This is a genomic window from Streptomyces termitum (assembly GCF_014650175.1).
Classification (GTDB): Bacteria; Actinomycetota; Actinomycetes; order Streptomycetales; family Streptomycetaceae; genus Streptomyces; species Streptomyces termitum.
In genome coordinates this window covers 17,490-44,184 of record NZ_BMUL01000017.1, presented here as the reverse complement: position 1 = coordinate 44,184, position 26,695 = coordinate 17,490, and the positions used below count along the sequence as shown (strand labels likewise).

Below are 26,695 nucleotides of genomic sequence, written 5' to 3'. Positions count from 1 at the left end.
GGCCGGGCCGTACGGTCGCGGATCAGACCGTACGGTCCCGGGCGGCGAGCAGTCCGACCCCGGCCGCCGCCGCGCAGACGCCCAGGACCAGCGAGATCGGCAGTGCCCAGGAGCCGGTGGCCTGGTGCAGGGCGCCGGCCGTCAGCGGACCGGCGGCGGCCATCAGGTAGCCGACCGTCTGCGCCATCCCGGAGAGCCGGGCGGCCGTCGGGGCGTCCCCGGTCCGCAGCACGATCAGGGTCAGGGCGAGCCCCAGGGCTCCGCCCTGGCCGACGCCCAGGACGGCCGACCAGAGCCAGGCGCCCTCGGCGGGGGCGATCAGCAGCCCCGCGTAACCGGCCGCGACCAGGGACGTCACCAGCACCACCAGCGGCCGCTGGCTCCGCCGCCGGCCCGCCAGGAGCGGCACCGCGAAGGCCCCGGCGACCTGGATCAGGTTGTTGAAGGCGAAGACGACACCGGCCTCGGAGCGGCTCATCCCGTGGTCGGTGAAGATCGTCGGCATCCAGGCGATCAGTACGTACGACCAGAGCGACTGCAGGCCCATGAAGAGGGTCACCTGCCAGGCGAGCGCCGAGCGCCAGACCCGCACCGGGGCGGTGTCGGAGGCCGGGGCGGTCCGCACCTCGTGGCCGGTGCGGCCCCGGGCGATCAGCACCTGCGGCAGCCAGGCCACCGCGGCGACCAGGGCGAGCAGCGACCAGAAGCCGAGCGAGCCCTGCCAGCCCCCGCCGAGCGCCTCCTCCAGCGGCACGGCCGCCGCGGCGGCCACCGTCGCGCCCGCGATCATCGCCCCGGTGTAGACGGAGGTCATGGCGGCGGCCCGGTCCGGGAAGTCCCGCTTGATCAGGCCGGGCATCAGCACGTTGAGCAGGGCGATGGCGGTGCCGACGAGGACCCCGCCGCCGTAGAGCGCGGCCACCGAGGGCAGCAGCCGCAGCAGGATGCCGCCCGCGAGCAGCAGCAGCGCGGCGAGGATCGTCCGTTCGGCGCCGAAGCGGCGGCCCAGCCAGGGCGCGACCAGCGCGCCGAGGCCGAGGAAGAGGACCGGCACCGAGGTGACCAGGGAACTGGCGGTCGAGGAGAGGCCGAAGTGCCCGGCGATCTCGCCGACCAGCGGGGCCACGGCGGCGAGCGCCACCCGCATGTTGAGCGAGGCGAGGACGATGCCGACGAGGAGCAGCACCGGGTGGGCGAGCAGGGCCCGCCGGGCGGCGGTCCCGGCCGGGGAGGGGCAGACGTCTGCCTCGGCGTCGATGAGCGTGCCGGCGGGCCCGCCCCGCCCCGCGCGCGTGCCGCTCGCCGCGGTCCCCGCGCGCGTGCCGGGCGTTTCCGTGCCCCCGTACGCTCCGCGTATCCCCGCGTCCTCGTGAGTGCCGAGCGCCTCCGCCGCTCCGTGCGTCTCCCGGGCGCCGCGTGTCTCCGCGTCCGGTGCGTCGTGCGTGTCCGTGCCGCTCATCGGGCGTCCTTCCCGGGCTCCCGGTCCTGCGCTGCCGTCCGGGCGGTCAGGGCCGCGACGGACTCCAGGGGGACGCGCAGCAGGTCGCGGGCCCGCCGCTCGGCGGCGTCCGCGTCGCCCGCCTCGACCGCGGCGACGAGGGCCTCGTGGGCGTCCAGGTCGACCGGCGGCATCTCCTGGTCGCCGAGCGCCTCCACCAGGACCTCGTGGACCTGGGTGGAGAAGAAGCGGTAGACCTCGATGAAGGCCGCGTTGTGGGTGGCGGCGACCAGCGCGAGGTGGAGGGCGAGGTCGGCGTCGGCGTTCCGGTCGCCCTCCTCGCGGAGCGTGGTGAGGGCGGCCCGCAGTCGCAGCAGGTCGTGGGTGTCGCGCCGCTCGGCCGCGAGCCGGGCGGCCTCGGCCTCCAGGGCGGTCCGCAGTTCGAGGACGTCGCGCGCGCCCGCGTGCCGGACCTCGCGCAGTACGGCGGAGGGGTCGGCGGTGGAGCGGACGAAGGTGCCGTTGCCCTGGCGGGACTCCAGGAGCCCGGCGTGGACGAGGACCCGGATCGCCTCACGGACGGTGTTGCGGCCGACGCCGAGCTGCTGGGCGAGGTCGTGCTCGGTCGGGATGCGGTCGCCGACGGACCACTCGCCCTCGGCGAGCTGGGCCCGCAGCTGGTCCACCGCGGAGTCCACCAGCGAGGTGCGCCCCGCCGCTCTCAGTGCCGCCATCCGTGCCACCCCTCCGGCCGCTTGTCCGGCCTTCCCATTCACCCGATTGCCCAGTCATCCTACAAGTAATCCACAGGTGGCTCGTTCCGGCGGGGCGAGGCGGGGCGACCGGACTACTGTGGGCTCGTACGTGGACCGAACACCCTCATCCACCTTCGGGAGTCAGACATGTCAGACCGCTTCGACGTCGTCGTACTCGGAGCCGGCCCCGGCGGTTACGTCGCCGCCATCCGCGCCGCCCAGCTGGGCAAGCGGGTCGCGGTCGTCGAGGAGAAGTACTGGGGCGGTGTCTGCCTGAACGTCGGCTGCATCCCCACCAAGGCGCTGCTCCGCAACGCCGAACTCGCCCACATCTTCCACCACGAGGCCAAGACCTTCGGCATCAAGGTCGACGGCACGGTGACCTTCGACTACGGCGACGCCTTCAGCCGCAGCCGCACGGTCGCGGACGGCCGCGTCAAGGGCGTCCACTTCCTGATGAAGAAGAACGGGATCACCGAGTTCGACGGCCGGGGCACCTTCCTCGACGCGAACACCCTCCAGGTGGCGAAGGCCGACGGCACCACGCAGACGATCACCTTCGACAACTGCATCATCGCCACCGGCGCCTCCCCGCGCCTGCTGCCCGGCACCGCCCTCAGTGACCGCGTCGTCTCGTACGAGCAGCAGATCCTCGCCGAGCAGGCCCCGAAGTCGATCGTCATCGCCGGCGCCGGCGCGATCGGCATCGAGTTCGCGTACGTGCTGAACAACTACGGGACCAAGGTCACCATCGTCGAGTTCCTCGACCGGATGGCCCCGCTGGAGGACGAGGAGGTCTCGAAGGAGCTGGCGAAGCAGTACCGCAAGCTCGGCATCGACGTCCTCACCTCGACCCGCGTCGAGGCCATCGACGAGTCCGGCCCGCAGGTCCGCGTCACCGTCACCGGCAAGGACGGCGCGAGCAAGGTCCTGGAGGCCGACAAGGTCCTCCAGGCCATCGGCTTCGCGCCGAACGTCTCGGGCTACGGCCTGGAGAGCACCGGCGTGGCGCTGACCGAGCGCGGCGCGATCGACGTGGACGGCCGCTGCCGCACCTCCGTGCCGAACATCTTCGCCATCGGCGACGTCACCGCGAAGCTGATGCTCGCGCACACCGCCGAGGCCATGGGCGTCATCGCCGCCGAGACCATCGCGGACGCCGAGACCATGGAGCTCGACTACGCCATGATCCCGCGCGCCACCTACTGCCAGCCGCAGATCGCGAGCTTCGGCTACACCGAGGCGCAGGCCCGCGAGAAGGGCTACGACGTCAAGGTCTCCAAGTTCCCCTTCATGGCGAACGGCAAGGCGCACGGCCTCGGCGACTCCACCGGCTTCGTGAAGATCGTCGCCGACGCCACGCACGGCGAGATCGTCGGCGCCCACCTCATCGGCCCCGATGTCACCGAGCTGCTGCCCGAGCTGACGCTGGCCCAGCAGTGGGACCTCACCGTCCACGAGGTCGCGCGGAACGTGCACGCCCACCCGACCCTGGGCGAGGCCGTCAAGGAAGCGGTGCACGGCATCGCCGGTCACATGATCAACTTCTGAGGCGCCGCCCGCCGCTCCCGGCGCGGGGCGCAAATGGGGAATCCCGGTATGAAGGGGTGATAGGCACAGGGCGTGCCGAGTGAATCCCCTTCCCGTGCTCCGGGTGGCGAGCCGTCCCGACCGATCAGGTCGTGGATCGCCTCGTCACCCGGCACGCACGTCTGGCTCGCGATCATCGCGGTGACCAGCCTGGTCGTCGCCTTCTCCCCGGACGGCCTGGAGCACTACCTCCTGCACCGCAACAGCAGCAATCTGCACCAGCTCGCCCACCACCCCGCGCGGGCGTTGTCCGGCAGCGCGTTCTGGATCGAGAACCCGGCCTCGCTGTTCTTCTACGCGATCCTCTTCGAGGTCTTCCACGCGCCCGTGGAGCGCTGGCTCGGCACCGCGAAGTGGTTCTTCACCGTCGCCACCGCGCACATCGCCGCGACCCTGATCAGCCAGCAGGTGGTACTGCTCGCCATCGCCCACCACCGGGTGCCGCGCAGCATGGCCCACGTCGTCGACATCGGGGTGAGCTACGGGCTCGCCGCCTCGGTCGGCATCCTCACCTACCGGCTGCCCCGCCCCTGGCGCCGGCTCTACCTCGCGGGCGCGATCGCCTTCTTCCTGGTCCCGCTGCTCACCGACCGGACCTACACCGACCTCGGGCACGCGATCTCGCTCGGCATCGGACTGGCCTGCTATCCGCTCACCCGACGGCCGCACGGAAAACCGTTCGCTCCCGAACGGGGGCCCGGAGCACACTAGTTGTGCGGGGGGAACGGGGGATCCCCCGAGGGGCGGCCGCTTCGAGCGCGCGGATCCAGGTCCGCGCGGGCCGCCTCCTCCCGGCGCGAGCCGGTACGCGGAAGGGCCCGCTCCCAGTCGGGGGCGGGCCCTTCTTCACGTACGGCTCCGGCGTCAGCCGGCGAGCAGGCGCTCCAGGACGACGGCGATGCCGTCCTCCTCGTTGGAGGTGGTCACCTCGTCGGCGACCGCCCGCAGTTCCTCGTGCGCGTTGCCCATCGCGACGCCGCGCGCGGCCCAGCCGAACATCGGGATGTCGTTGGGCATGTCGCCGAAGGCGATGGTCTCCCCGGCCTTCACGCCGAGCCGGCGCGCGGCCAGCGACAGGCCGGTGGCCTTGCTCAGGCCCAGCGGCAGGATCTCCACGATCCCGGGCCCGGCCATGACCACGTCGACCAGGCCGCCGACGGCCGCGCGGGCGGCCGAGGTCAGCTCGTCGTCGCTCAGCACCGGGTGCTGGAGGTAGACCTTGGTGAGCGGGGCCGCCCACAGCTCGGCCGGGTCCTCGTACGGCACGTACGGCAGCGGGCCCTCCTGGGACCGGTAGCCGGGACCGGTCAGGACCTCGCCCTCCAGGCCGTCGCGGCTGGCGGCGAGCGCCAGCGGGCCCACCTCCGCCTCGATCTTGGAGAGCGCGAGTCCGGCGAGCTGCCGGTCGAGGGTCAGCGAGGTCAGCAGCCGGTGCTCGCCGGCGTGGTAGACCTGCGCGCCCTGGCCGCACACCGCGATCCCCTCGTAGCCGAGGTCGTCGAGGATGTGCCGGGTCCAGGGCACGGCCCGGCCGGTGACGACGATGTGCGCGGCACCCGCCTCCGTCGCCGCGACGAGGGCCTCCCGGGTGCGGTCCGAGACGGACTCGTCGGCCCGCAGCAGCGTGCCGTCGAGGTCCGTCGCGACCAGGCGGTAGGGGAAGGCGCTCACTTGGCGATCGGCTCCAGGACCTCGCGTCCGCCCAGGTACGGCCGCAGGACCTCGGGGACCCGCACCGAACCGTCGGCGAGCTGGTGGTTCTCCAGGATGGCGACGATGGTGCGCGGGACGGCGCACAGCGTGCCGTTGAGGGTGGCGAGCGGCTGGACGGTCTTCTTGCCGCCCCGCTCCTCGCGCATGCGGACGGAGAGGCGGCGGGCCTGGAAGCCGTCGCAGTTGGAGGCCGAGGTCAGCTCGCGGTACTTGCCCTGGGTCGGGATCCACGCCTCGCAGTCGAACTTGCGGGAGGCGGAGGAGCCGAGGTCGCCGGTGGCGACGTCGATGACCTGGAAGGGCAGCTCCAGGGAGGTGAGCCACTGCTTCTCCCAGTCCAGGAGCCGCTTGTGCTCGTTCTCCGCGTCTTCGGGCGCGACGTACGAGAACATCTCGACCTTGTCGAACTGGTGGACGCGGAAGATGCCGCGGGTGTCCTTGCCGTAGGTGCCGGCCTCGCGGCGGAAGCAGGGGGAGAAGCCGGCGTAGCGCAGCGGCAGCTTGTCCGCGTCGATGATCTCGTCCATGTGGTACGCGGCGAGCGGGACCTCGGAGGTGCCGACCAGGTAGTAGTCGTCCTTCTCCAGGTGGTACACGTTCTCCGCGGCCTGGCCGAGGAAGCCGGTGCCCTCCATGGCGCGCGGGCGCACCAGGGCGGGGGTGAGCATCGGGATGAAGCCGGCCTCGGTGGCCTGGGCGATGGCCGCGTTGACCAGGGCCAGTTCCAGGAGGGCGCCGACGCCCGTCAGGTAGTAGAAGCGCGAGCCGGAGACCTTGGCGCCCCGCTCGACGTCGATGGCGCCGAGCGCCTCGCCGAGCTCCAGGTGGTCCTTGGGCTCGAAGCCCTCGGCCGCGAAGTCGCGGATCGTGCCGTGCGTCTCCAGGACGACGAAGTCCTCCTCGCCGCCGACCGGCACGTCCTGGTGGACGATGTTGCCGAGCTGGAGGAGCAGGTTCCTGGCCGTCTCGTCGGCCTCGTGCTGCTCGGCCTCGGCGGCCTTGACGTCGGTCTTGAGCTGCTCGGCCTTCTGCAGGAGCTCGGCGCGCTCCTCCGGGGTGGCCCTGGGGATCAGCTTGCCGAGCGACTTCTGCTCGGATCGGAGCTCGTCGAAGCGGACGCCGGACGACCTGCGCCGCTCATCGGCGGAGAGCAGGGCGTCGACGAGGCCGACGTCCTCTCCACGGGCGCGCTGGGAGGCGCGAACACGGTCGGGGTCCTCACGGAGCAGGCGAAGGTCAATCACCCCACCAGGCTACCGGTGCGCACTCATGCGACCCCACTCGATTGGTGGGCGCGTATTGATTTGCCGGAATTGGGGCTCTTGGGGATTCTCCGGAGACCCTGGTGGGGTGGGTTATCCACAGGGTGTGCGGAAGTTCTGTGGATGACGTTGGGGATCCTGCGGATTTCGGCCCCGCGGCCTCGGAATCCGCTGATCAAACTTCATTCCCGCACCCATTTCGAGGGGAATCGCTCCCTCCGGAGGGTGAGTGGCGCGGACCTCCTCTGACGTGGCGCCCCAGGGGGAGTTGTGGACAGGGGGCGTGTGCGCGAGGGGTGGGTGGGGTGATTTGTCGACCTTGTCGGGCGCGGGTGTCGACTTGTCCCCAGGTGGGGTGGGAAGCCTGTGGATAACCAGTCCGAGAAACAGAAAAGTATGCAGGTAGGACTATTGGTGGGCACCTGTGGACGACCGAACGCGTGAAACGCCGCGATCGGTCACGATCGGGGAGTCGTCACCGGTCCGGTGGCGGAAGCCCGTGTGCCGGGCCGCCGCCGGACCGCGGTCAGGCCCTGCCGTCCTGGGCCCTCGCCAGCCAGTCGGAGGCAGCCGTGAACTCCTCGTCCGACGTCCCCCGCCGCAGCGGCCGGACGTCCGCGCGGGACGCGCCCGCCCTCGGGTACGAGCCGAGGAAGCGCACCTGCGGGCAGATCCGCTTCAGACCCATCAGCGCCTCGCCGACCCGCCGGTCCGAGACGTGGCCCTCGGCGTCCACGGCGAAGCAGTAGTTGCCGATCCCCGCCCCCGTCGGCCGGGACTGGATCAGCATCAGGTTCACCCCACGCACCGCGAACTCCTGGAGGAGTTCCAGAAGGGCACCCGGATGGTCTTCACGCAGCCACAGCACCACCGAGGTCTTGTCCGCTCCGGTCGGCGCCGCCGGCCGGGCCGGCCGGCCCACGAGCACGAACCGCGTCTCCGCGTTCTCCGCGTCGTGGATCTCCTTGACCAGGGGCTCCAGGCCGTACGTCGCCGCCGCGAACTCACCGGCGAACGCCGCGTCGAACCGCCCCTCCTGCACCAGCCGGGCCCCGTCCGCGTTCGACGCGGCCGACTCCCACACCGCCTCCGGGAGGTGCTTGCGCAGCCAGTTGCGCACCTGAGGCTGGGCCACCGGATGGCCCGTCACCGTCTTGATGTCCGACAGCGCGGTCCCGGGCCGCACCAGCAGCGCGAAGGCGATCGGCAGCAGGACTTCGCGGTAGATCATCAGCGGCTCGCCCGAGGCCAGCTCGTCGAGGGTCGCCGTCACCCCGCCCTCGACCGAGTTCTCGATCGGCACCAGCGCGGCGGCCGCCTCCCCGTTCCGTACGGCGTCGAGCGCGGCCGGGACCGAGACCATCGGGACGAGCTCCCGGGGCGCCGCCTCGGGCAGGCTCCGCAGCGCGGCCTCCGTGAACGTTCCTTCGGGGCCGAGGTATGTGTACCGGTTGGCGGACATGCCGTCACCCTAATGCGCCCGGCCCCCCGGCCCCGCCCCGTCTCAGCCTTCAAACAGCCGTCGGCCCCCGGAACACCCCCGACTTTCGGACAGCCGCCGGCCCACGTACAGCCCCCGGCCTCCGAACGGCCGCCGTCCCGTCGGCTTCCCTCAGCCTTCGAGGAGTCGCTGGCCCACGTACTCGCCCTCGGCGGCACCGCCCGGGACGGCGAAGAGGCCGCTCGCCTCGTGCCGGATGAACGGGGAGAGCGCGTCGCCCCGGTCGAGCTTCCGCTGCACCGGCACGAAACCGCGCAGCGGGTCGGCCTGCCAGCAGACGAACAGGAGCCCCGCGTCCGGGACGCCGTCCGCGCCGATCCCGTCGTGGAAGGAGAAGGGCCGCCGCAGCATCGCCGCCCCGGCGTTCTGCTCGGGTGCGGAGATCCGGGCATGGGCGTTGACGGGAATCACCGGCTTCCCGTCCGGGCCCCGCTCGTCCAGCTTCAGCGGGGTGGTCTCGGTGTCGCCGGTGAGCGGGGCCCCGTCGGACTTCCGGCGCCCGATGACCCTCTCCTGCTTCTCCCGCGACAGCCCCTCCCAGTCGTCGAGGAGCATCCGGATCCGCCGCACCACCGCGTACGAGCCGCCGGCCATCCACGCCTGGGGCCCGGACGCCCCCTCCGGGACGAAGACCCGCCGGTCGAAGTCCGGGTCGGAGGGCCGGGGGTTGTTGGTGCCGTCGACCTGCCCCATCAGGTTCCGGGAGGTCATCGGGCGGGCCGTCGCCCCGGCCGAGCGGTTGAAGCCGTTCATCTGCCAGCGGACCCGGGCCGCGCCCCCGGCGTCCTTCTGGAGCGCGCGCAGCGCGTGGAAGGCGACGAGGGAGTCGTCCGCCCCGACCTGCACCCACAGGTCGCCCTCCGAGCGCTTCGGGTCGAGCGCGTCGGAGGAGAAGGCGGGCAGCGGGTCGAGCTGGGACGGGCGGCGGGCGGCCAGCCCCGTCCGGTCGAAGAAGGTGCGGCCGAAGCCGAAGGTGACCGTCAGCGAGGAGGGGCCCGCGTCCCGGGCGACGTCGGTGTCCTCGGCCGGCGCCCCGCCCGCCATCAGCGTCCGCGCCGTCGCCGACCAGCGGCGCAGCAGCGCGGCGGCCTCCTTCCGGCCGGCGCCCGGGGCCAGGTCGAAGGCGACCAGGTGGCCCCGGGACTGGAGCGGGGTGGTGATGCCGGACTGGTGCCTCCCGTGGAACGCCACCGCGGTCGCCCCCACCGAGGTGAGCGCCCCGGGGGCACCGGAGCCGTTCGCGGAGCCGTCCTCCGAGACGGCCGCCGTGATCCCGGCCGCGCCGGTCACGAGCCCCGCCGCGCCGGCCGCGCCGGCGGTGCCGAGCAGCCGGCGCCGGGAGATGTCGTGGGTGTCGCTGTCGGTCACGGGGGCTCAGCCGATCTTGATGGTCTGTTCGACGGTGGTCTGGTCGATCTCGGAGGTGCGGATCGTCACCTGGACGAGCCACTCGCCGGGCAGCGGGATCTGGACGCCGCCCACGCTCCAGTGTCCGGGCAGCAGCCGCTCCGGGGCGACGGGCAGCGGGCCGATCCCCTTCTCCTTCAGCGTGAGGTTCACCTTGACCTCGGGGGCGTCCAGCGGCTTGCCGTCGGGCCGGTCCGCGAAGAGGTGGAGCGTGTTGGCCCCGGTGCTGCCCGGGTCGAGGGTCAGCCGGACGGTCCCCTTGCCGTTCGCGCCTCCGGTGTCGAAGGGCAGCCGGATCTCGCCGGGGGCGGCGGGGATGGCGTCCACGCCGGTGGCGACCCCGCCGCCCTGCCCGGTCTCCTCCACGGTGCGGCCGGGCTCGGTGGCGGTGAGGACGGTGGTCACCGCGAGCAGCACCACGGCCACCGCGGCCTCGGCCAGCACCGAGCGGCGCAGGCCGGAGCGTTCGAGGTCCGCGTCCCGGGTCCGCTTGCGGCGGGCCGTGGCGATGGCCGCGCGCTGCCGGGCGAGCTGGGCGGCCCGCTCGGGATCCCGCTCCTCCTCGATCGCCTCGTCGAGGGCCGCCTCGTCCTCCTGCTCCTCAAGCTCCTCTTCGGTGGGCTCCGGCTGGGCCTCCGCCTCCGGGGCCGCCGTCCGCCCGGCGAGCCGCCCGGTCCAGCGGCGGGAGATCCAGGCGAGGGCGACGAGCAGCGCCATCAGGCCGATCTTCACCAGGAGCAGCTGCCCGTACCGGGTGCCGGTGAGCGCGGACCAGGAGCCGACCTGGCGCCAGGACTGGTAGAGGCCGGTGAGCACCAGGACGACCACCGACACGAAGGCGACCCGGGAGAAGCGCTCGACCGCCGAGCGGTCCACCGACGGCGTCCGGTGGAGGGCGACCAGCAGGACGGTGAGCCCGCCGAGCCAGGCGGCGACGGCGAGCAGGTGCAGGATGTCGACGGGCATGGCGATGCCCGGCTGGAGACCGGCGGAGGCGTGCTCGGCCAGCGCCCAGGTGCCGGCGATGCCCGCGGCGACCACGGTGCCGCCCAGGCCCAGGCCGAAGGCGAGGTCCTTGCGCTCCTTCGGGTCGGTGCGCCGGGCGTACGCGCCGAAGAGGACGGCGACGAACAGCGCGGCCGCGCCGAGCAGCAGCAGCCGGGAGGTCAGCGCGGCGCCGGTCTTGGTCTGGAGGACGGCCTGGAGACCGGCCAGGTCGAAGGCGTCGGCGAGCTTCCCCGAGCCGGTGTACGGGGCGCGGAGCAGCAGCAGGACCAGGGTGGCGCCGGTGAGGACCAGCCAGCCCCGGACCACGGTCCGCTGCACCGGCCGCACGTCCGCGCCGCGCGGCCAGCACAGCAGGACGAAGGCGCCGCCGCCGACGAGGACGGCGAAGCCCGCGTACGACAGGTAGCGCGCGATCCCGTACAGCACGCCGACGGCACCGCCGCCGGCCGCCTGGTCGGGCAGTACGGCGGAGGTGGCGGAGGGAGCGCCGATCGAGAAGGTGAAGGCCCCGGCGATGGGGTGGCTGTCGGCGGAGACGCCCTGCCAGGCGACGGTGTACGTGCCGTCGGGCAGTCCGGCCTTCATGCCCACGCCGTAGGTGGCGGGGCCGCCGCCGGTCAGGTCGGAGATCTTCCCGTCGTCGGCGCGCCGGCCCGACGGGTCGAGGACCCGTATGGAGTCGGCGCCGAGCGCGACCTGTTCCGAGAAGCTCAGGCTGACCTGCTTCGGAGCGAGGGCGACCACCGTCCCGTCCGCCGGGGTGCTCGCGGTCAGCGTGGCGTGCGCCGAGGCGGGGGAGGCTCCGGCGAGGAGCGTGCCCGCGAGCGCGGCCACGAGGACCAGCAGCCGGGCCAGGGTGGTGCCGAGGCGCGGGGCGGTTCCCGGGCGCGGGGCGGTGCGTGTCGTCACTGTCTCACTCCGTCGGCGGGGTCAGCGCTGCTGGGGGTTGTAGTTGGGGACCTCGACGGGGACGTCCACCTCGATCGGCCCGGTCTTCTCGAAGTGCAGCTCGATGCTGACCTTCTCGCCCTGCTTCGGCTTCTTCTTCAGTTCCATGAACATGAGGTGGTTGCCGCCGCGGGCCAGCTCCAGCTCGCCGCCTGCGGGGATGTCGAAGGACTCGACCCGCCGCATCGTCTGCCCCTTCGTCTCGTGCATCGTGACGTCGTCCGAGACGGTGCTGGTGACGGAGGTGAGCCGGTCGGCGGAGCCGCCGGTGTTCTTGATGGTGAGGAAGCCGCCGGCGATGTCCATGACCGGCTGGGGCATGTAGGCGCCGCTGACCTTCAGCTCCGGCTCCCCGCCGCCGGACGAGCAGCCGGTGAGGGCGAGCGCGGCGGCGAGGGCCACGGCGGAGGAGAGGACGGTGGTGCGGCGGGTCACGGGTTCTCCCCCTTGATGAGCTTCGGCAGGTCCTTGGCGTAGTCCTCGGGGGTGGTGTCCTCCCCGTACAGGACGTAGCCCTGGTCGGTGGTGGGGGAGAAGGCGACGACCTGGGCGCCGTGCATGGAGATGACGTCGCCGTTCGCTTCCTTCTTCGCCGGGTCGATGCCGATGCCGATGGACTTGGCGGCGGCCTGGATCGCGGGGAAGTCGCCGGTGAGGCCGACGAAGGAGGCGTCGCCGGCGGCGGGCAGCCACTTGGCCAGCTCCGCGGAGGTGTCCCGCTCGGGGTCGGTGGTGACGAAGACGACCTGGAGCTTGTCCTGGTCGGCCTGGGGGAGCTTCCTCTTGGCGATGGCGATGTTGCTCATCGTCGTCGGGCACACGTCGGGGCAGTGGGTGTAGCCGAAGTAGATCAGGGTCGGCCTGCCCTTGGTGCGCTCGCGCAGGTCGTACTCCTCGCCCTTGGTGTCGGTGAGGACGAGGTCGGGCTTGGTGAACGGCTGGTCGAGGACGGTGGCGGCACCGGTCTTCTCGATGACGCCCTCGACCTGGGCGATGCCTGCGGCGGCGGGGTCCTTGCCGTCGTCGCCGAGGCCGACCGCGGCGGCGGTGATGCCGAGGGCGGCGACGAGCGCGACCGCGGCGACGATCAGCGGGGTGCGCCGCGCCGAGCGGCCGGCGGGGGCCTCCCCGTCGCGGGGGGAGGAGGGCGTCTTCTCAGTGGACATGCGATGACTGTCTTTCGGAAGTACGGGAAGTACGGGGGGTACGGGACGTGCGGGGGGCGAGGGGCGCGCGGGGCGCCCGTCGGTACCGGGCGCCGGGACGCGCCGGTACTGACGGGGTGTACCGGCCCACCGGCGCGCCGGACGGGCCGACGCGCCGGTGGGGACGGGGGATGTCAGGCGGAGCGGCGGCGGCCGGCGAGGACGCCGAAGGCGACGCCGGCGATGCCGACGAGGATGCCGAGCGCGCCGAGGACGCGGGCGGTGGTGTCGGTGCCGGACTCCGCGGCGGCCTCGGCGTGGCCCTCCTTCTCACCGGCCTTCGCGCCGTCCTTGGCGTCCGCGGCCGCCGGGGCGCCGTGGTCACCAGCGGGGGCGGAGAGCTTCAGGACGGGGGCCGGGTTCTGCGGCTCCTCGCCGCCCTTCGGCTCCTCGATCCAGCGCACGACCTCCTTGTTGTCGTACGTCTGGATCGCCTTGAGGACGAGCTCGTCGGTGTTCTCGGGCAGCCGGCCGAGGGAGAGGGGGAACTGCTGGAACTCGTTGGGGCCGATCTTCGAGCCGTTCGCGGTCCAGGTGACCTTGGAGACGACCTCGGTGATCTGCTTGCCGTGCATGTCCAGCGGCTTGTCGAGCTTGGTGCGGGTCACCTCGGCCTTCCAGCCGGGGACCGGCTGCGGCATGACGGAGGCGAGCGGGTGGTCGGCCGGGAAGTTGACCTCGACCTTCACGGTGGAGGCGTTGTCGCGCTCGTTGGGGACCTTGACGTTCACGGTGGCGTAGCCGCCCTTGGCGGCCTGGCCCTCCGGCTGCACGCCCACGTGGGCGAAGGCGGTGCCGGAGAGCAGCACGACGGAGGTGGCGGCGGTGCCGGCGGCGATCAGGACACGGGAGACGTTCACGGTGAGGAGACTCCAGCTCGGTGGGGGACCCGTGACGGGTCCGGAAGAGGAAGGCGGTCCGGTCCGGGCGCGGCGGCCGGCGGGGCGGACCCCGGGCGGACGCGTACGGACGGGCGCGGCCCCGCTCCCCTGTGGAGCGGACCGCGTCAGGCTGCGAGGACGCAGGCGGCGGCCGGCGGGCCGCGGCGGATCACCGTGTGCTGGAGTGCCTCGGCCACCGGCGGCGGCGAGGAGTCGAAGGCGGTGCGGAGCGGGCCGCGCGGACCGGCCGGGGCGGGCGCCGGGATGCCGGCGAGCAGGGCCCGGGCGAGGCGGAGCGCGGCGCGCAGGGCGCGGACCGGCGGGGTCTCGGCGAGGTCGGCGGTGCCCTGCCCGGAGAGTTCGGCGAGCCGGACCAGGGCGAGGTCGCCCCGGCGCAGCAGCCAGCCGGCGACCAGGGCGGCGAGCAGGTGGCCGAGGACCATCGGCAGGCCGGGCAGCATGAGGTGCGCCCCGCCGGCCAGGTGCACTCCGGCGGTCGCCCGCGCCGTCTCCGGGTCGAGTCCGGCGCGGGTGACGATCCCGGCGGCGTCGGCCGGGGTGAAGGAGCCGGGGACGTCCCCGCAGGTGATCCTGGCGGCCAGCCGGATCAGCGCGTCGTCGGCGCCGGTGCCGGGGGCGGACCGGTGTCCGCCGAGGCCGAAGAGGAGGTGCAGGCCGAGCTGCCCGCCGGCGAGGGCGGTGACGACGAAGCCGAGGGAGTGCTGCCGCCCGGTGAGCAGGAGCGTGGTGCCGAAGACGCCGAGGAAACCGGCGAGGAGGGACCACGCGGGGACGCCCGAACCGGCGGCGAGGGAGTGTCCCAGCGCGGACAGCACGACGCAGACCGCGGTGAAGACCGCGGCCCTCAGCAGCCGTGGAGCGAGCGCGGGGGCAGTCATGGCGGGCCCATCATCGCACCAGGCCCGCCGTCGCCGTGCGGCAGGTCCGCAAGGTCGTCCTTGGGGGTGTTCGCCATGACATACACCGGCTCCCCGGCCCGGTGTATCCGCCGTACGGGCGCTCTTGGCGCCCCGGAGCGCTTACGGAGGGCCGCCACCGGCAATAGCTAGGGGTATGTCGAGCCGCTGCCGGGAGGCTGGAGCATGAGCATCTGGTGGTCACTCCATCTGCGGCGCGAGGCCGCGAGCGTGCCGCTCGCCCGGCGCCTGTTCCTCGGCACCATGGAGACGGCCGGGGTCGATCCCGACGTGTCCTACGAGCTGTCGGTGGCCCTGACCGAGGCGTGTGCCAACGCGGTGGAGCACGGCGGCGGCGCGGGTGCGGGGCGGGCGTCGGAGGCGTACCGGGTGACGGCCTTCCTCGACGGCGAGACGTGCCGCATCGAGGTGGCCGACGCGGGTCCGGGCTTCCCGGGGGCACCGGCGCCGGTGGCCCGCGCGGACGCGGAGAGCGGGCGGGGGCTGCGGCTGATCGAGGAGCTCTCCGACCACGTGCACTTCGGCCGGTCGGGCCGGGGCGGCGCGGTGGTCAGCTTCGACAAGCTCCTGAAGTGGAAGGACTCCCCGACCCTGCTGATGGCCTGACGCCCCGGGAACCGGCGACCGGCGGCCCGGGGTCCGGCGACGCGAGGACCGGGGCCTCCGAGGACCGGGCGGGCGCACGGGAAGGGGCCCCGCCGGATTCCGGCGGGGCCCCTCAAGCCTGGCGGGGGTCAGCCCTTGAGGGCCGCCATCCACGCCTCGACCTCGTCCGAGCGGCGCGGCAGCTGGTCCGAGAGGTTCCGGTTGCCGTCCTCCGTCACGAGGATGTCGTCCTCGATCCGGACGCCGATGCCGCGGTACTCCTCCGGCACGGTCAGGTCGTCGGCCTGGAAGTAGAGGCCGGGCTCGACGGTCAGGCACATGCCCGGCTCCAGCGTGGTGTCGACGTACGCCTCGGTGCGCGCGGCGGCGCAGTCGTGGACGTCCATGCCGAGCATGTGGCCGGTGCCGTGCAGGGTCCAGCGGCGCTGGAGGCCGAGCTCCAGGACGCGCTCGACCGGGCCCTCGACGAGACCCCACTCGACGAGCTTCTCGGCGAGCACGCGCTGCGCGGCGTCGTGGAAGTCGCGGTAGGCGGCGCCGGGCTTCACCGCGGCGATGCCGGCCTCCTGCGCCTCGTACACGGCGTCGTAGATCTTGCGCTGGATCTCCGTGTACCGGCCGTTGATCGGCAGGGTGCGGGTCACGTCGGCGGTGTACAGCTCGGTGGTCTCGACGCCGGCGTCGAGGAGGAGCAGGTCGCCGGAGCGGACCGCGCCGTCGTTGCGGACCCAGTGGAGGGTGCAGGCGTGCGGGCCGGCGGCGGCGATGGTGCCGTAGCCGACGTCGTTGCCCTCGACGCGGGCGCGCAGGAAGAAGGTGCCCTCGATGTAGCGCTCGCTGGTGGCCTCGGCCTTGTCGAGGACCTTCACGACGTCCTCGAAGCCGCGGGCGGTGGCGGCGCACGCCTTCTCCAGCTCGGCGACCTCGAAGCCGTCCTTCACGAGGCGGGCCTCGGAGAGGAAGACCCGCAGCTCCTCGTCGCGCTCGGCGGTCACCTTGTCGGTGAGGGCGGCCTCGATGCCGGCGTCGTGGCCGCGCACTGCGCGGACCGGGCCGGTGGCCTCGGCGAGCGCGGCGGCCAGTTCGCGGACGTCCTTCGCCGGGATGCCGAGGAGCTGCTCGGCCTCGGTGAGGGAGTGGCGGCGGCCGACCCACAGCTCGCCCTGGCCGTCGAGCCAGAACTCGCCGTTCTCGCGGTCGGAGCGCGGCAGCAGGTAGATCGTGGCCTCGTGGCCCTCGCCGGCGGGCTCCAGGACGAGGACGCCGTCCTGGGTCTGGTCGCCGGTGAGGTACGCGTACTCGGTGGAGGCGCGGAAGGCGTACTCGGTGTCGTTCGACCGGGTCTTCAGCTTGCCGGCGGGGACCACCAGGCGCTCGCCCGGGAAGCGGGCGGAGAGCGCGGCGCGGCGGGCGGCGGTCTCGGCGGCCTGCGGGATCGGCGCGAGCCCGGTCAGCTCCGTGTCGGCCCAGCCGGACTTCATGCTCTCGGCGAGTTCGTCGGAAACACCCGGGTACAGCCCGTTCTTCCGCTGCTTGATCGGCTCCTCGGCCTCGTCCGGGGTCTCCGGAGTGAGCTCATCGGCCACGGGTCTGCCTCCTCTTGGTACGACACTGAACCCCCTCCATCGTACGGTCGTACGGAAGGGGGCCCAGGGCCGGAAGACCTGTTACCGGGTGTGATGGCTCATATCCGGCGAACGGGGCGCCGCCGGTGCCGTCCTCCGGGGTCAGTCGAAGCGGGCCGCGAGCAGCACCACGTCCTCGCCCTCGACGGCGGGGTCGAGCCCGTCGGGGAAGAGGGCGCGCAGCACGTGGTCGGCGAGCGCGCCGGGGTCGGCGCGGTCCGCCGCCGGGGCGCTCGCGGCGGCGGCGTGCAGCAGGGCGAAGGCCCGGTCGGTGGGTTCGCCGGTACGCCGCAGCAGCCCGTCCGTGTACAGCAGCACCGTTTCTCCCGGGGCGGGTGACAGCTCCACGCTGGGCGCCTCCCAGCAGGAGAGCATCCCGAGCGGGGCGGAGAGCGAGGTCTCCACGTACGAGGTGCGGTGCTCGCCGACGAGGAGCGGCGGGGCGTGTCCGGCGCCGGCCAGCACGAGCGTGCGGCGGGCGGGTTCGGCGAAGGCGAAGAGGGCGGTGGCCGAGCGGGCGGGTTCGGTGAGCCGGAGCAGCAGCTCCAGGTCGGAGAGGACGGCGACGGGGTCCTCGCCCTCCATGACGGCGTACGCGCGCAGGGAGGCGCGCAGCCGGCCCATCGCGGCCAGCGCGCTCGGCCCGGTGCCGGAGACGGAGCCGACGGCGAGCCCGAGGGCGCCCTCGGGGAGCGGCAGGGCGTCGTACCAGTCGCCGCCGCCCCGGGGGCCGGTGCGGTGGCGGGCGGCGAGCCGGACGCCGGGGACGCGGGGGAGCCGGCTCGGGAGCAGCTCCTCGGCGACGGTGGCGGCCTGGACGCGGGCCCGCTCGACCTGGAGGAGGCGGGCGAGGTGCTCGGTCGCGAAGCGGCCGTAGAGGCCGATGAGGTGGCACTGGCGGTCGGTGGGCGCGGCGGGCTCGTCGTAGAGCCAGACGCCGGCGCCGAGCCGGCCGGCCTCCTCGGTGGCGAGGGGGAGGGTGTAGCTGGCGGCGTAGCCGAGGCGGGCCGCGACCTCGCGCTGGCGGGGGTCGACGTTCTCCTCGGCGCTCAGGTCGTGGACGGCGACGGGTTCGGGGACGCGGGTGGGGTCGGCCGGGTCGGGGAGCCCGTCGAGGAGCCGTCCGTGGGCGGTGGCGCCGCGCGGGACGGTCTCGATGGTGCCGAGGTCGGCGTGGGCGAGGCCGAGGCCGACGGTGGTGGTGGGGCCGAGGCCGTCGGCGGGTTCGAGGATCACCAGGCCGCGGCGGGCGCCGACGAGGGCGGCGCCCGCGCCGAGCAGCTCGCGGAGGGCCTCGTCGAGCGTGGCGGTCCTGATGAGCCGCTCGGTGAGCTCGTGGAGGGTGGTGAGGTCGGAGACCCGGCCGGCGAGCCGGTCGGTGATCAGGGTGCCGGGGGCGGGGGCCGTCCCGGCGTGGGCCGCGTCGGCGTGCGCCGGAGCGGCGGGGACGCCGCTGAGAGGCGCCTTAGTGTGCGGTGGAGCCGGAACCGTGGAATCGATTCCGGCCACTTTCGGAAGGTGCTTCGGCAGGTGTGGGGAGCTCATCTCGGTCGGCTTTCCGACCGGTGCGTTTGACGCCATGGCATCACAAACCCCCATGTCATAGTGCGCCGCTCGATGTCTCCACATGTACACGCACCCGAGGAGCGATGTCCAGCATTGTCCCCATGGGACTTGTGGTGTCCGGGAGGTGTTCCGGGAGCCCGTGCACAGGGGTTGAAGTGGGCCGGAAGTTGGCTGAAAATTGCCCCCAGTGTGCACCATTTGCGGTCGACTGGCGTCGTTTCAAAGCGCGTCATCCTGAGCGTGCGGGGTACGTAATCGGTGACAGGCAGGGGCAGTTGTACGCGCCCCCGGACCGAGAAGCGGGACCCCGGCGTCGCACGTGCCGCGGGCCGCGACCCGTCCCCGTGTGGCGGGGATGTGTTCCGAACCGGTTTCGACCCGACTGTGACCCGGCCCCGTCCCGGCCGGTTCCGCCCCCGAGCGGGACCGCGCACCGCCGACGCTGTACGCGCTGATACGCACGGTGAAGAGATCCGCACGAGGTGTGATGTGGATTCGGCGTTCAACGGAAAGGAACGAGCGCTCATGCGCGAGATCCTCGGAAGGCGACGCAGGCTCCGGTCCCGGCGCGGGGCGAGGAGCGCACGGCAGGACGCGGCGGTCTCCTTCGCGGTCGAGTGGGGCTGGCCGGTGGTGCCGGGCGTGGGCCTCGAAGCGGCCGGCCCCGCGGCGAAGACCTCCGGGCCCGCGGGCGCGGCGGCCCGTCTCGTCGGCACGGCGGCCCGGCTGGGCGGCCGCGCCCGGCGCCTCGGCAGAACGGACGGAGCGGAGGCCGGTACGCGTGCCGGTTCCGGTACGTCCGCCGGTACGGGTGGGGCTCCGGGTGTCGCGCGCGGTGGGCCGGTGTGCGCCTGCCCCGACGCCGACTGCGTGGTCCCCGGCGCCCACCCCTTCGACCCCGGCCTCCTCGCCGCCACCACCGACGAGCGGATGATCCGCTGGTGGTGGACCCGGCGCCCGGACGCCCCGGTCGTGCTGGCCACCGGCGGCGGCGCGCCGTGCGCGGTGAGCCTCCCGGCGCTCGCCGGGGCCCGCGCCCTGCGGGCCCTGGACGCGCGGGGCATGCGGCTCGGCCCGGTGGTGGCGACCCCGACCCGCTGGTCGATCCTGGTCGCCCCGTACGACCTCGAACGGCTCGGCGAGCTGCTGTACGCGAAGGATGGCGTGCCCAGTTCGCTGCGCTTCCATGGAGAGGGCGGCTATCTGTTGCTGCCGCCGTCCGCCACCGGCGCCGGTCAGGTCCGCTGGGAGCGCGCCCCGCTCGCGGGCTCCGCCCGGCCGTGGCTCCCGGACGTGGAGGCGGTGGTGGACGCCCTGGTCGAGGCGAGCACCGCCACTCCGGGCGGCGGGAGCAGGCTGGCGTACTGACGCGCCCGTTCGCCCGGACGGGTGCGGCCGGGGCCGACGCGTACGGGAATCGGGCGCACGGCCCGCCGGGCGTTCCTCCGGCGCCGGTAGGTTCGGCCCACCGTCGGTGATCGTTCCTCGCGCGGAGCAGGTGGACAGGTGGGTCGCACGGGTCGTACGGGGCGGCTGGGCGCGGTGGGCCGGGCGGGTCCCGCGGGGCTCCGCGCGGCCGGGTTCGGCGCCGTCGTCGTCCTCGCCGTCCTGGTCCCGTTCGCCGGGAAGGCCGAGCGGCTGCCCGGCGGGGCCGGTCCGGAGGCCCGTACCGGAGTCAACTCCGCCGCTCCCGGGCCGACTCGGGCGGCGGTACGGCCCGGGTCCGGGGAGGACGCCGGGGAGGGGGCGTACGAGCGGGTCGCCCGGTGCGGGCCCGAACTCGCCTCCCCCGAGGGGGTCGAGGCGCAGACCTGCGTCCTGGCCGAGGGGCCGGACGTCTGGGCGCGGACGTACTACCGCAATGCCACCGGCCGGCCGATCGACGCGATTCTGACCCTCCTGGCGCCCGGCGGGCGGACCGTCCAGGTGCGCTGCGCGGGCTTCGCCGGGGACGAGCCGGGCACCTGCGAGACGCCGAGGGAGCCGGGGGCGGGGGCGGCCCGCGCGCACGCGGCGGTGGCGGAGTTCGCCCGGACGGACGGAGGCGGCGGGGCGGCGCTGCTGCTCCGGTCGGGCAGCAACACGGCCGACGACGAAGCGAGTTGAGGAGCGGCCCCGGCGCGACGGCGGGGCGGGCATGGAAACGCCCGGTCGCTGGCGACGGGGGATGCACCAGCGACCGGGCTTCCAGAACGGTAACAAGAGATCTGCTGTTCGCAAATTCGATCTCGGTTATTCGGACAGGGAATTACCGCTCCGTAGGTTCCGCTGTGGCGGAAGTCACCGACTGGTCGGTCTGTCAGTCACGGATACCACCTGGGGTATCAGCTGAGAGTGACCTGACGGTTCGTGAGGCCGCCGCGCACCCGGCGCTCCTCGGCGGTCAGCGGGGTGTCCTGGGCGAGGGCCTCGACGAGCCGGCCGGCGAACTCGGCGGCGGGCTTCTCGCACTCCTCGGCCGTCATCGCCGACGGCAGGTCCCACACCGGGACCATCAGACCGTGGGCGCGGAAGGAGCCGACCAGCCGGGTGTCCTCGCCGAGCGAGGTGGCGTCGGCGGCCTGGAGGCGGGCGAGCGCGTCGAGGAGCTTCTCCTCCGGGTGCGGCATGACCCAGCGCAGGTGGTTCTTCTCCGGGGTCTCGCACCAGTAGGCGGCGTCGACCGAGTCCAGCTTGACGGTCGGGATCGCGGCGGCGTTGGCCCGCTCCAGGGAGGCGGCCACCTCGGGGTCGGCGCCGTCCGCCGACTTCGGGATCCAGAACTCGAAGCCGGTGTGGACCTCGGGCGCGAACGGCGCGTCCGCGTCCAGCAGGTCCTGGAGGCGCGGGCCCTCGGGCTCGACGCGGCGCGGCGGCACCGGGTTGCCGGGCTCGGTCTCCAGCGCGCGCTGGAGGGTGTCGGCGAGGTCGCGGGCGAGGTCGCCGGAGGTGCCGTCGTTCTGGAGGGCGAGCAGCACGGAGCCGTCGTCGCGGCGGAGCGCCGGCCAGGCCATCGGCAGGACGGTCGCGAGCGTCACCGACGGCACGCCCTCGGGCAGCCCGGCCTTGAGGGTGAGCGGCACGGTGGCGGCGGGCACCAGCTCGCGCAGCGCGACCAGGTCGCACTCGCCGGGCAGGCCCTCGAAGGGGCGCTGGACGTGCTCGGTCGCGGCCTGCGCGGCGGCGCGGCCGTGACACGCCTTGTAGCGGCGGCCCGAGCCGCACGGGCACGGCTCGCGCGCGCCGACGACCGGGATCTCCCCGTTCGTGACCTGTGCCTGGCCGCTCTTGGCAGCCTTCGTCTGGGGGCGCTTCTTGGCCATGGTGTGGCTTTCTCCCGATCGCGGTGCTGTGTCGGGCGCGAGCCTAGTCGCCCGGGCGTCCCCGGGAGCCCAGCCGTGCCCGGACCACCCGATGGCGCGACGGCCCCACCCGAGCCCGCGCGGTCCGCGCCCGCGCCGCGTGATCCCGCGCCGCCCGGGGCCCGACCACCCGGGCCCGCACCGTCCGGGACTCCGCCGCCCGGGGCCGTACCGCCGGGGCTCGGACCGGAGCCGGGGCGGTACGGGTCCCGGGCCGGACCGGGCCGTCCGGAAGGGGTCAGTCGAGGTCGTCGTACGCGTCGAGGAGGTCGAGGCCGGAGCCGCCGGTGCCGACCCGGGCCGCGAAGTCCTCGCGCCGGTGGCCCGCGGTGACGACCGCCCAGACCGTGACCTCGCCCGTCGCGCTGTCCCGTACGCCCCAGTCCTGGGCCAGGGCGCCGATGATCGTGAGCCCGCGACCGCCGCGCGCCGTGACCGAGGGGGTGGACGGGACGGGTCTGGTCGGACCGCCGCCGTCCGTCACCTCCACGGTCAGACCGCCCGACGGATCGAGCCGCCAGGCCGCCAGCACGTCGCCCTCGCCCCGGTCGCCCCGTCCCAGCGGCCTGCCGTGCCGGCAGGCGTTGCTGAGGAGTTCCGACAGGATCAGCACCGCGTCGTCGACGACCGATTCCGACACCCCGCCGCGGTACAGCTCGTCCCGCATCCGGTGTCGCGCTTCCCCCACGCCCGCAGGGCCATGGGGTACGGCCATGCTCGACGACGCGGGCACCTTCTGTGCCACCACCAACGCCACCCCCGAGACCTCCTTCGCCCCACGCCACGGTGTGGATGCCCCGGCTGACACGACCGGAAACCGCCTGTTCCGGGTGGGGTGGAGCACAAGTGACGATCGCGTACGCGCCGAATGCGCCGGTGTGCACCCCCCTGACGGCTCCCGCCGGGCCCCGGCGGTGTGGCTCAGGAGCGCCCGAGGTGCGCGAGGACCTGCTTGGGGCGGTTGGTGATGATCGCGTCGACCCCGAGCCGCAGGCAGAGCTCGACGTCCTCGGGGGCGTCCACCGTCCAGACGTGCACCTGGTGGCCGGCCTTCTGGAGCCGCAGGATGACGGCCGGGTGGTTCCGGACGATCCGGATGGACGGCCCCGCCACGCGCGCGCCCGCGGGGAGGCGCCCGTCGCGCAGGCGCGGGGTGACGAACTGGGTCAGCGAGACCGTCGGCAGGGTCGGGGCGGCGGCGGAGACCCGCTGGAGGGAGCGGGCCGAGAAGCTCATGATCCGTACGGGGGACTCCTCGGCCGCCACGGGCGCGTGCAGGCCGAAACGCTTCAGGAGCGCGAGCAGCCGCTCCTCGACCTGGCCCGCCCAGCGGGTGGGGTGCTTGGTCTCGATGGCCAGCTCGACCCGGCGGCCGGCGTCGGCGACCAGCTCCAGGAGCCGTTCCAGGGTGAGGACCGAGGTGTAGCCGGGATCGCTCCAGTCGGGGCTCTCGCCGGGCTCGCCGGAGTTCTCGCGCTCCGCGAACTCGCGCCGGGCGCCGAAGTCGAGCGCGGCCAGGTCGGCGAGTTCGAGGGTGGAGACGGCGCCCCGGCCGTTGGAGGTCCGGTCGACGCGGCGGTCGTGGACGCAGACGAGGTGCCCGTCGGCCGTCAGCCGGACGTCGCACTCCAGGGCGTCGGCGCCGTCCTCGATGGCCTTCACGTAGGCGGCCAGGGTGTGTTCGGGGGCGTCCTCGGAGGCCCCGCGGTGGGCGACGACCTGGACGGGGACACGATGCGGGTGCTGCCGTGCGTGGGTCACCGCGTCATGGTGCCATTGGCGGGGGCGCCCCGGCACCCGAAACCTGCCCGTTCTGTCCGGTTATAAAGGATGGAGGGCAGATGCACAGCTCCGCCTTACCGCCGTCTGACGCCGGGTGGGAAAGGCTGGGCACAGCACCCTGGAGCGAGCGCCGGAGGGGACGGGGGACGACCCCGCTCCCGAGGCGGTGGACGATGATGAACGCACGGCGGTGATCGGTACGAGACGCTGATCAGCGCACGGCGGCGACCGGCGCGCGACACCGGTCGGCGCACGACGAGCAGTGGCCCACGAGCAGTGAACGACGAGGAGAGCGAGCTGTGAGCACCGAGAACGAGGGCACCGAGGTTCCGGCGGACCCGACTGCCCCGTCCGCCCCCGCCGCGCCTCCGGTGCCCGCCGCGCCCCCCGCCCAGCCGCCGGCGGCGCCCGCGTCCCAGGCGCCCGCGCCCCAGGAGCAGCCCGCGGCCCCGCCCGTACCCCCGGTCCCGGCGTCCGCGCCGACCCACGCGCCGACTCCCGCCCCGGAGGCGGCGCAGGCCCCGGCGCCCGCTCCCGAAGCGGCGCAGCCGGCCCCCGCGTACGCGCCCGCTCCCGCTCCCGTCCCGGCGCCCGCCCCCGCTCCGGCCCACGCCCCCGCTCCGGCGCCCGCCGCCGCGGGCGCCGGGTGGCCGCCCGCGCCGCCGGCCGTGCCGGTGTGGGGCGAGCCGGCCCCCGCGCAGCCCCCGGCGGCCCCGCGCAGGCGCAACGGCGGCCTGGTGGCGGCGGTCCTGGTGGCGGCGCTGGTCGCGGGTGGCATCGGCGGCGGCGTCGGCTACTGGGCGGCCCAGCGCGAGGACGTCGGCCGGAACGGTTCGACGACGGTCTCCTCGTCCGAGGCCCCGGCCTCCTTCAAGCGGGAGCCCGGCACGGTCGCGGCGGTCGCGGCGCAGGCGCTGCCGAGCGTGGTCACCATCCAGGCGAAGTCCGGCGGTGCCCAGGGCGAGGGCGGGACCGGCACCGGTTTCGTCTACGACCAGGAGGGCCACATCGTCACCAACAACCACGTGGTGGCCTCGGCGGCGGACGGCGGCACGCTCTCCGCGACCTTCTCGGACGGCAGGACGTACGACGCGGAGGTCGTCGGCCGGGCCGAGGGCTACGACGTGGCCGTGATCAAGCTGAAGGAGGCCCCCAAGGGCCTGAAGCCGCTGCCCCTGGGGAACTCGGACCGGGTGGCGGTCGGCGACTCGACGATCGCGATCGGCGCCCCCTTCGGGCTGTCCAACACGGTCACGACCGGCATCATCAGCGCCAAGAACCGCCCGGTGGCCTCCGGTGACGGCGGCCGCAGCAACTCGTACATGAGCGCCCTCCAGACGGACGCGTCGATCAACCCGGGCAACTCGGGCGGCCCGCTGCTCGACGCGGGCGGCGCGGTCATCGGCATCAACTCGGCGATCCAGTCCACCGGCGGCAGCGGTTTCGGCCAGTCGCAGGCGGGCTCGATCGGCCTCGGCTTCGCGATTCCGGTCAACCAGGCGAAGGCGGTGGCCGAGCAGTTGATCAAGACCGGCAAGCCGGTCTACCCGGTGATCGGCGCGACCGTGAACATGAACGAGGAGGGCAAGGGCGCGCGGATCGCCGAGCAGGGCGCGGGCGGCAGCGACCCGGTGACGCCGAACGGCCCGGCGGCCAAGGCGGGCCTCAAGCCCGGCGACGTGATCACGACCTTCGGCGACCACGTGATCGACAGCGGCCCGACGCTCATCAGCGAGATCTGGACCCACAAGCCGGGCGACTCGGTGAAGCTCACCTACGAGCGCGGCGGCAAGGCGACGACGACCACGGTCGTCCTCGGCGAGCGCACCGGCGACAGCTGAGGCACGCGCGCGCGTACGGGCGGACCTCGCGGTGGTGGGACACGCGGTTTCGCCGGTACGCGCGCGTGGGGGTGGAAAAAGGGGAACGGCGCCGGGGAGGAGAGACCCCGGCGCCGCTCTTCCGCGCGTGGTGCGGGCACCGCCCGCGTCCGGCCTAGGCCGTGTCCCGCGAAGATCCGCCGGACAGGACCTAGCGGCGCGGCTGCTCCTGCCCCGGGTAGCCGGTCGCGGAGGGGGCGCCCCAGTTGTTGTCGGCGTTGAGGGTGGCCTGGATGTCGCCGATGTCGATGCGCTGGACGGGGCGGGCGGTGGTCTCCTCGTCGCCCATGATGAGCATGGGGTCGAACATCACGATGGCGGCGGCGAGCACCAGGAAGACGAGCGGTCCGACCAGCAGCGGCAGCACGTCGAAGATGGTGGTGGCGGCGGAGGTGGAGACCGCGTGGGCGCTGTGGTCGACCTGCACGCCGACGGCGGCCATGCCCGTGTAGTGCATGCCGGTCACGGCGATGCCCATGATGACGCTCGCGCCGAGGCTGGCGCCGAAGCCGCGGACGGAGACGGCGGCCCAGAGGGCGGCGGTCGCGGCGACGACGGCGATGAGGATGGAGAGGGCGACGGTGCCGGGCGCGTACGTCATGGTGCCGTTCATCCGCATCGCGGCCATGCCCAGGTAGTGCATGCCGGCGACGCCGAGGCCGGTGAAGAGGCCGGCGGCGCCCAGCGGGACCGGGCCGGCGCCGCGGTAGCCGACGGTGAAGACGCCGGCGCCGACGACGACCACGGCGACGAGCAGGCTGAGGAAGGTCAGCGTCATGTCGTACGAGATGGTCGCCTCGCGCACCTGGAAGCCGAGCATCGCGATGAAGTGCATGGTCCAGATGCCGCACCCGATGGACGCGGCCCCGAGCGCCAGCCACCCGGGCTTCCGGGTCCGGCCGGTCACGAGCGAACGCACGGTGCAGCGCAGCCCCAGCGCACTGCCCAGGCATGCCATCACGTAGCCCACGAGGGGCGTGACCATCCCGTAGCTGAAACCGTCGATCGTGCCCTGCACCGTGTGTCCCTCAGTTCTTCTCGCGGAAGCGGAATGCCGTGAGCGGACTCTAACCCGGCCATTCGGATGATCTTCAGGCACCCGGGGCACTCCGGATCCACCGGGCGCTCCGCCACCCATCACCGCGAACCACCACAAGATCATCCCCGCCGTCCCGCCCCCTCCGGAGCGGTCCGGCGGCCGCCGTGGTCGGTACGGCCGCCGGGCCGCGGGTGCCGGGTGCCGGTCGGT

The 26,695-nt window shown here is 73.9% G+C and carries 23 protein-coding genes; 6 read left to right on the top strand and 17 right to left on the bottom strand.

Annotated elements, in window-relative coordinates; translation table 11 throughout:
- Positions 1–22: 22 nt before the first annotated feature.
- Positions 23–1,459 (bottom strand): CynX/NimT family MFS transporter, encoded by a 1,437-nt coding sequence (locus tag IE219_RS26075; protein ID WP_229850012.1) that lies wholly within the window; start codon positions 1,457–1,459, stop codon positions 23–25.
- A complete protein-coding gene (locus IE219_RS26070; protein WP_189981791.1) occupies positions 1,456–2,172 on the bottom strand; it encodes a FadR/GntR family transcriptional regulator in 717 nt (238 codons plus the stop codon). The genes IE219_RS26075 and IE219_RS26070 overlap by 4 nt, the downstream gene beginning before the upstream one ends.
- A gap of 168 nt (positions 2,173–2,340) precedes the next feature.
- Between IE219_RS26070 and lpdA the strand changes: the two genes are divergently transcribed.
- Positions 2,341–3,744: a dihydrolipoyl dehydrogenase gene (gene lpdA, locus IE219_RS26065; RefSeq protein WP_189981789.1), complete on the top strand. Its 1,404-nt coding sequence runs from the start codon at positions 2,341–2,343 to the stop codon at positions 3,742–3,744.
- A gap of 180 nt (positions 3,745–3,924) precedes the next feature.
- Positions 3,925–4,494, top strand: a complete 570-nt coding sequence (locus tag IE219_RS26060; protein WP_373298887.1) for a rhomboid-like protein — start codon at positions 3,925–3,927, stop codon at positions 4,492–4,494.
- A 153-nt stretch (positions 4,495–4,647) separates the two neighbouring features.
- Here IE219_RS26060 and IE219_RS26055 read toward each other — a convergent pair whose 3' ends face one another.
- From IE219_RS26055 to IE219_RS26015, 9 genes are all read right to left on the bottom strand, one after another.
- Complete coding sequence (locus IE219_RS26055; RefSeq protein ID WP_189981785.1) at positions 4,648–5,454, bottom strand: HAD family hydrolase; 807 nt, start codon at positions 5,452–5,454, stop codon at positions 4,648–4,650.
- The gene (gene serS, locus IE219_RS26050) at positions 5,451–6,740 is read right to left on the bottom strand and encodes a serine--tRNA ligase (protein ID WP_189981784.1); all 1,290 of its coding nucleotides are present in this window, start codon (positions 6,738–6,740) and stop codon (positions 5,451–5,453) included. Before serS ends, IE219_RS26055 begins: the two co-directional genes overlap by 4 nt.
- 544 nt (positions 6,741–7,284) lie before the next feature.
- Positions 7,285–8,220, bottom strand: a complete 936-nt coding sequence (gene pheA / locus IE219_RS26045) for a prephenate dehydratase (RefSeq protein ID WP_189981781.1) — start codon at positions 8,218–8,220, stop codon at positions 7,285–7,287.
- A 150-nt stretch (positions 8,221–8,370) separates the two neighbouring features.
- Positions 8,371–9,627 carry an iron uptake transporter deferrochelatase/peroxidase subunit gene (gene efeB / locus IE219_RS26040; RefSeq protein WP_189981779.1) on the bottom strand — a complete coding sequence of 419 codons (1,257 nt, stop codon included), beginning with the start codon at positions 9,625–9,627 and terminating at the stop codon, positions 8,371–8,373.
- Positions 9,628–9,633: 6 nt separating this feature from the next.
- The gene (locus IE219_RS26035) at positions 9,634–11,583 is read right to left on the bottom strand and encodes a copper resistance CopC/CopD family protein (protein WP_189981777.1); all 1,950 of its coding nucleotides are present in this window, start codon (positions 11,581–11,583) and stop codon (positions 9,634–9,636) included.
- Between the two features lie 21 nt (positions 11,584–11,604).
- Positions 11,605–12,057 carry a copper chaperone PCu(A)C gene (locus IE219_RS26030; RefSeq protein WP_189981776.1) on the bottom strand — a complete coding sequence of 151 codons (453 nt, stop codon included), beginning with the start codon at positions 12,055–12,057 and terminating at the stop codon, positions 11,605–11,607.
- Entirely contained in the window at positions 12,054–12,788 is a 735-nt protein-coding gene (locus IE219_RS26025) for an SCO family protein (protein WP_189981774.1), read from the bottom strand. Before IE219_RS26025 ends, IE219_RS26030 begins: the two co-directional genes overlap by 4 nt.
- A 173-nt stretch (positions 12,789–12,961) precedes the next feature.
- Positions 12,962–13,687, bottom strand: coding sequence for a YcnI family copper-binding membrane protein (locus tag IE219_RS26020; protein WP_189981772.1), 726 nt, complete (start codon positions 13,685–13,687; stop codon positions 12,962–12,964).
- 146 nt (positions 13,688–13,833) lie between these two features.
- Positions 13,834–14,607: a hypothetical protein gene (locus tag IE219_RS26015; RefSeq protein ID WP_189981770.1), complete on the bottom strand. Its 774-nt coding sequence runs from the start codon at positions 14,605–14,607 to the stop codon at positions 13,834–13,836.
- A gap of 204 nt (positions 14,608–14,811) precedes the next feature.
- Between IE219_RS26015 and IE219_RS26010 the strand changes: the two genes are divergently transcribed.
- Entirely contained in the window at positions 14,812–15,252 is a 441-nt protein-coding gene (locus IE219_RS26010) for an ATP-binding protein (protein WP_189981769.1), read from the top strand.
- Positions 15,253–15,380: 128 nt separating this feature from the next.
- Here the strand turns inward: IE219_RS26010 and IE219_RS26005 are convergent, their stop codons facing one another.
- Together IE219_RS26005 and IE219_RS26000 are read right to left on the bottom strand one after the other, a co-directional pair.
- The gene (locus IE219_RS26005; RefSeq protein ID WP_189981767.1) at positions 15,381–16,838 is read right to left on the bottom strand and encodes an aminopeptidase P family protein; all 1,458 of its coding nucleotides are present in this window, start codon (positions 16,836–16,838) and stop codon (positions 15,381–15,383) included.
- Between the two features lie 141 nt (positions 16,839–16,979).
- Entirely contained in the window at positions 16,980–18,476 is a 1,497-nt protein-coding gene (locus IE219_RS26000; protein ID WP_189981765.1) for a PP2C family protein-serine/threonine phosphatase, read from the bottom strand.
- Between the two features lie 492 nt (positions 18,477–18,968).
- Between IE219_RS26000 and IE219_RS25990 the strand changes: the two genes are divergently transcribed.
- Positions 18,969–19,811, top strand: coding sequence for a bifunctional DNA primase/polymerase (locus IE219_RS25990; RefSeq protein WP_229850011.1), 843 nt, complete (start codon positions 18,969–18,971; stop codon positions 19,809–19,811).
- A gap of 138 nt (positions 19,812–19,949) precedes the next feature.
- A complete protein-coding gene (locus IE219_RS25985; protein ID WP_229850010.1) occupies positions 19,950–20,549 on the top strand; it encodes a hypothetical protein in 600 nt (199 codons plus the stop codon).
- A gap of 218 nt (positions 20,550–20,767) precedes the next feature.
- Here the strand turns inward: IE219_RS25985 and IE219_RS25980 are convergent, their stop codons facing one another.
- From IE219_RS25980 to IE219_RS25970, 3 genes are all read right to left on the bottom strand, one after another.
- The gene (locus tag IE219_RS25980) at positions 20,768–21,745 is read right to left on the bottom strand and encodes a DUF5926 family protein (RefSeq protein ID WP_189981764.1); all 978 of its coding nucleotides are present in this window, start codon (positions 21,743–21,745) and stop codon (positions 20,768–20,770) included.
- A gap of 277 nt (positions 21,746–22,022) precedes the next feature.
- Positions 22,023–22,541 (bottom strand): ATP-binding protein, encoded by a 519-nt coding sequence (locus tag IE219_RS25975; protein WP_373298886.1) that lies wholly within the window; start codon positions 22,539–22,541, stop codon positions 22,023–22,025.
- 164 nt (positions 22,542–22,705) lie between these two features.
- Positions 22,706–23,545: a glycerophosphodiester phosphodiesterase gene (locus IE219_RS25970; RefSeq protein ID WP_189981760.1), complete on the bottom strand. Its 840-nt coding sequence runs from the start codon at positions 23,543–23,545 to the stop codon at positions 22,706–22,708.
- A gap of 320 nt (positions 23,546–23,865) precedes the next feature.
- Here IE219_RS25970 and IE219_RS25965 point away from each other — a divergent pair, with 320 nt between their 5' ends.
- Positions 23,866–25,407 (top strand): S1C family serine protease, encoded by a 1,542-nt coding sequence (locus IE219_RS25965; RefSeq protein ID WP_189981758.1) that lies wholly within the window; start codon positions 23,866–23,868, stop codon positions 25,405–25,407.
- 190 nt (positions 25,408–25,597) lie between these two features.
- Here IE219_RS25965 and IE219_RS25960 read toward each other — a convergent pair whose 3' ends face one another.
- Positions 25,598–26,464 (bottom strand): MHYT domain-containing protein, encoded by an 867-nt coding sequence (locus IE219_RS25960; RefSeq protein WP_189981756.1) that lies wholly within the window; start codon positions 26,462–26,464, stop codon positions 25,598–25,600.
- Positions 26,465–26,695: the final 231 nt, after the last annotated feature.

Bases quoted from the DNA above. Each gene is read 5' to 3' on its own strand.
- pheA (WP_189981781.1), bottom strand. From the start codon at position 8,220: ATGTCCGCCAACCGGTACACATACCTCGGCCCCGAAGGAACGTTCACG.
- IE219_RS26025 (WP_189981774.1), bottom strand. From the start codon at position 12,788: ATGTCCACTGAGAAGACGCCCTCCTCCCCCCGCGACGGGGAGGCCCCC.
- lpdA (WP_189981789.1), top strand. From the start codon at position 2,341: ATGTCAGACCGCTTCGACGTCGTCGTACTCGGAGCCGGCCCCGGCGGT.
- IE219_RS26000 (WP_189981765.1), bottom strand. From the start codon at position 18,476: ATGGGGGTTTGTGATGCCATGGCGTCAAACGCACCGGTCGGAAAGCCG.
- IE219_RS25990 (WP_229850011.1), top strand. From the start codon at position 18,969: ATGCGCGAGATCCTCGGAAGGCGACGCAGGCTCCGGTCCCGGCGCGGG.
- IE219_RS25980 (WP_189981764.1), bottom strand. From the start codon at position 21,745: ATGGCCAAGAAGCGCCCCCAGACGAAGGCTGCCAAGAGCGGCCAGGCA.
- IE219_RS26070 (WP_189981791.1), bottom strand. From the start codon at position 2,172: ATGGCGGCACTGAGAGCGGCGGGGCGCACCTCGCTGGTGGACTCCGCG.
- IE219_RS26015 (WP_189981770.1), bottom strand. From the start codon at position 14,607: ATGACTGCCCCCGCGCTCGCTCCACGGCTGCTGAGGGCCGCGGTCTTC.
- IE219_RS26075 (WP_229850012.1), bottom strand. From the start codon at position 1,459: ATGAGCGGCACGGACACGCACGACGCACCGGACGCGGAGACACGCGGC.
- IE219_RS26010 (WP_189981769.1), top strand. From the start codon at position 14,812: ATGAGCATCTGGTGGTCACTCCATCTGCGGCGCGAGGCCGCGAGCGTG.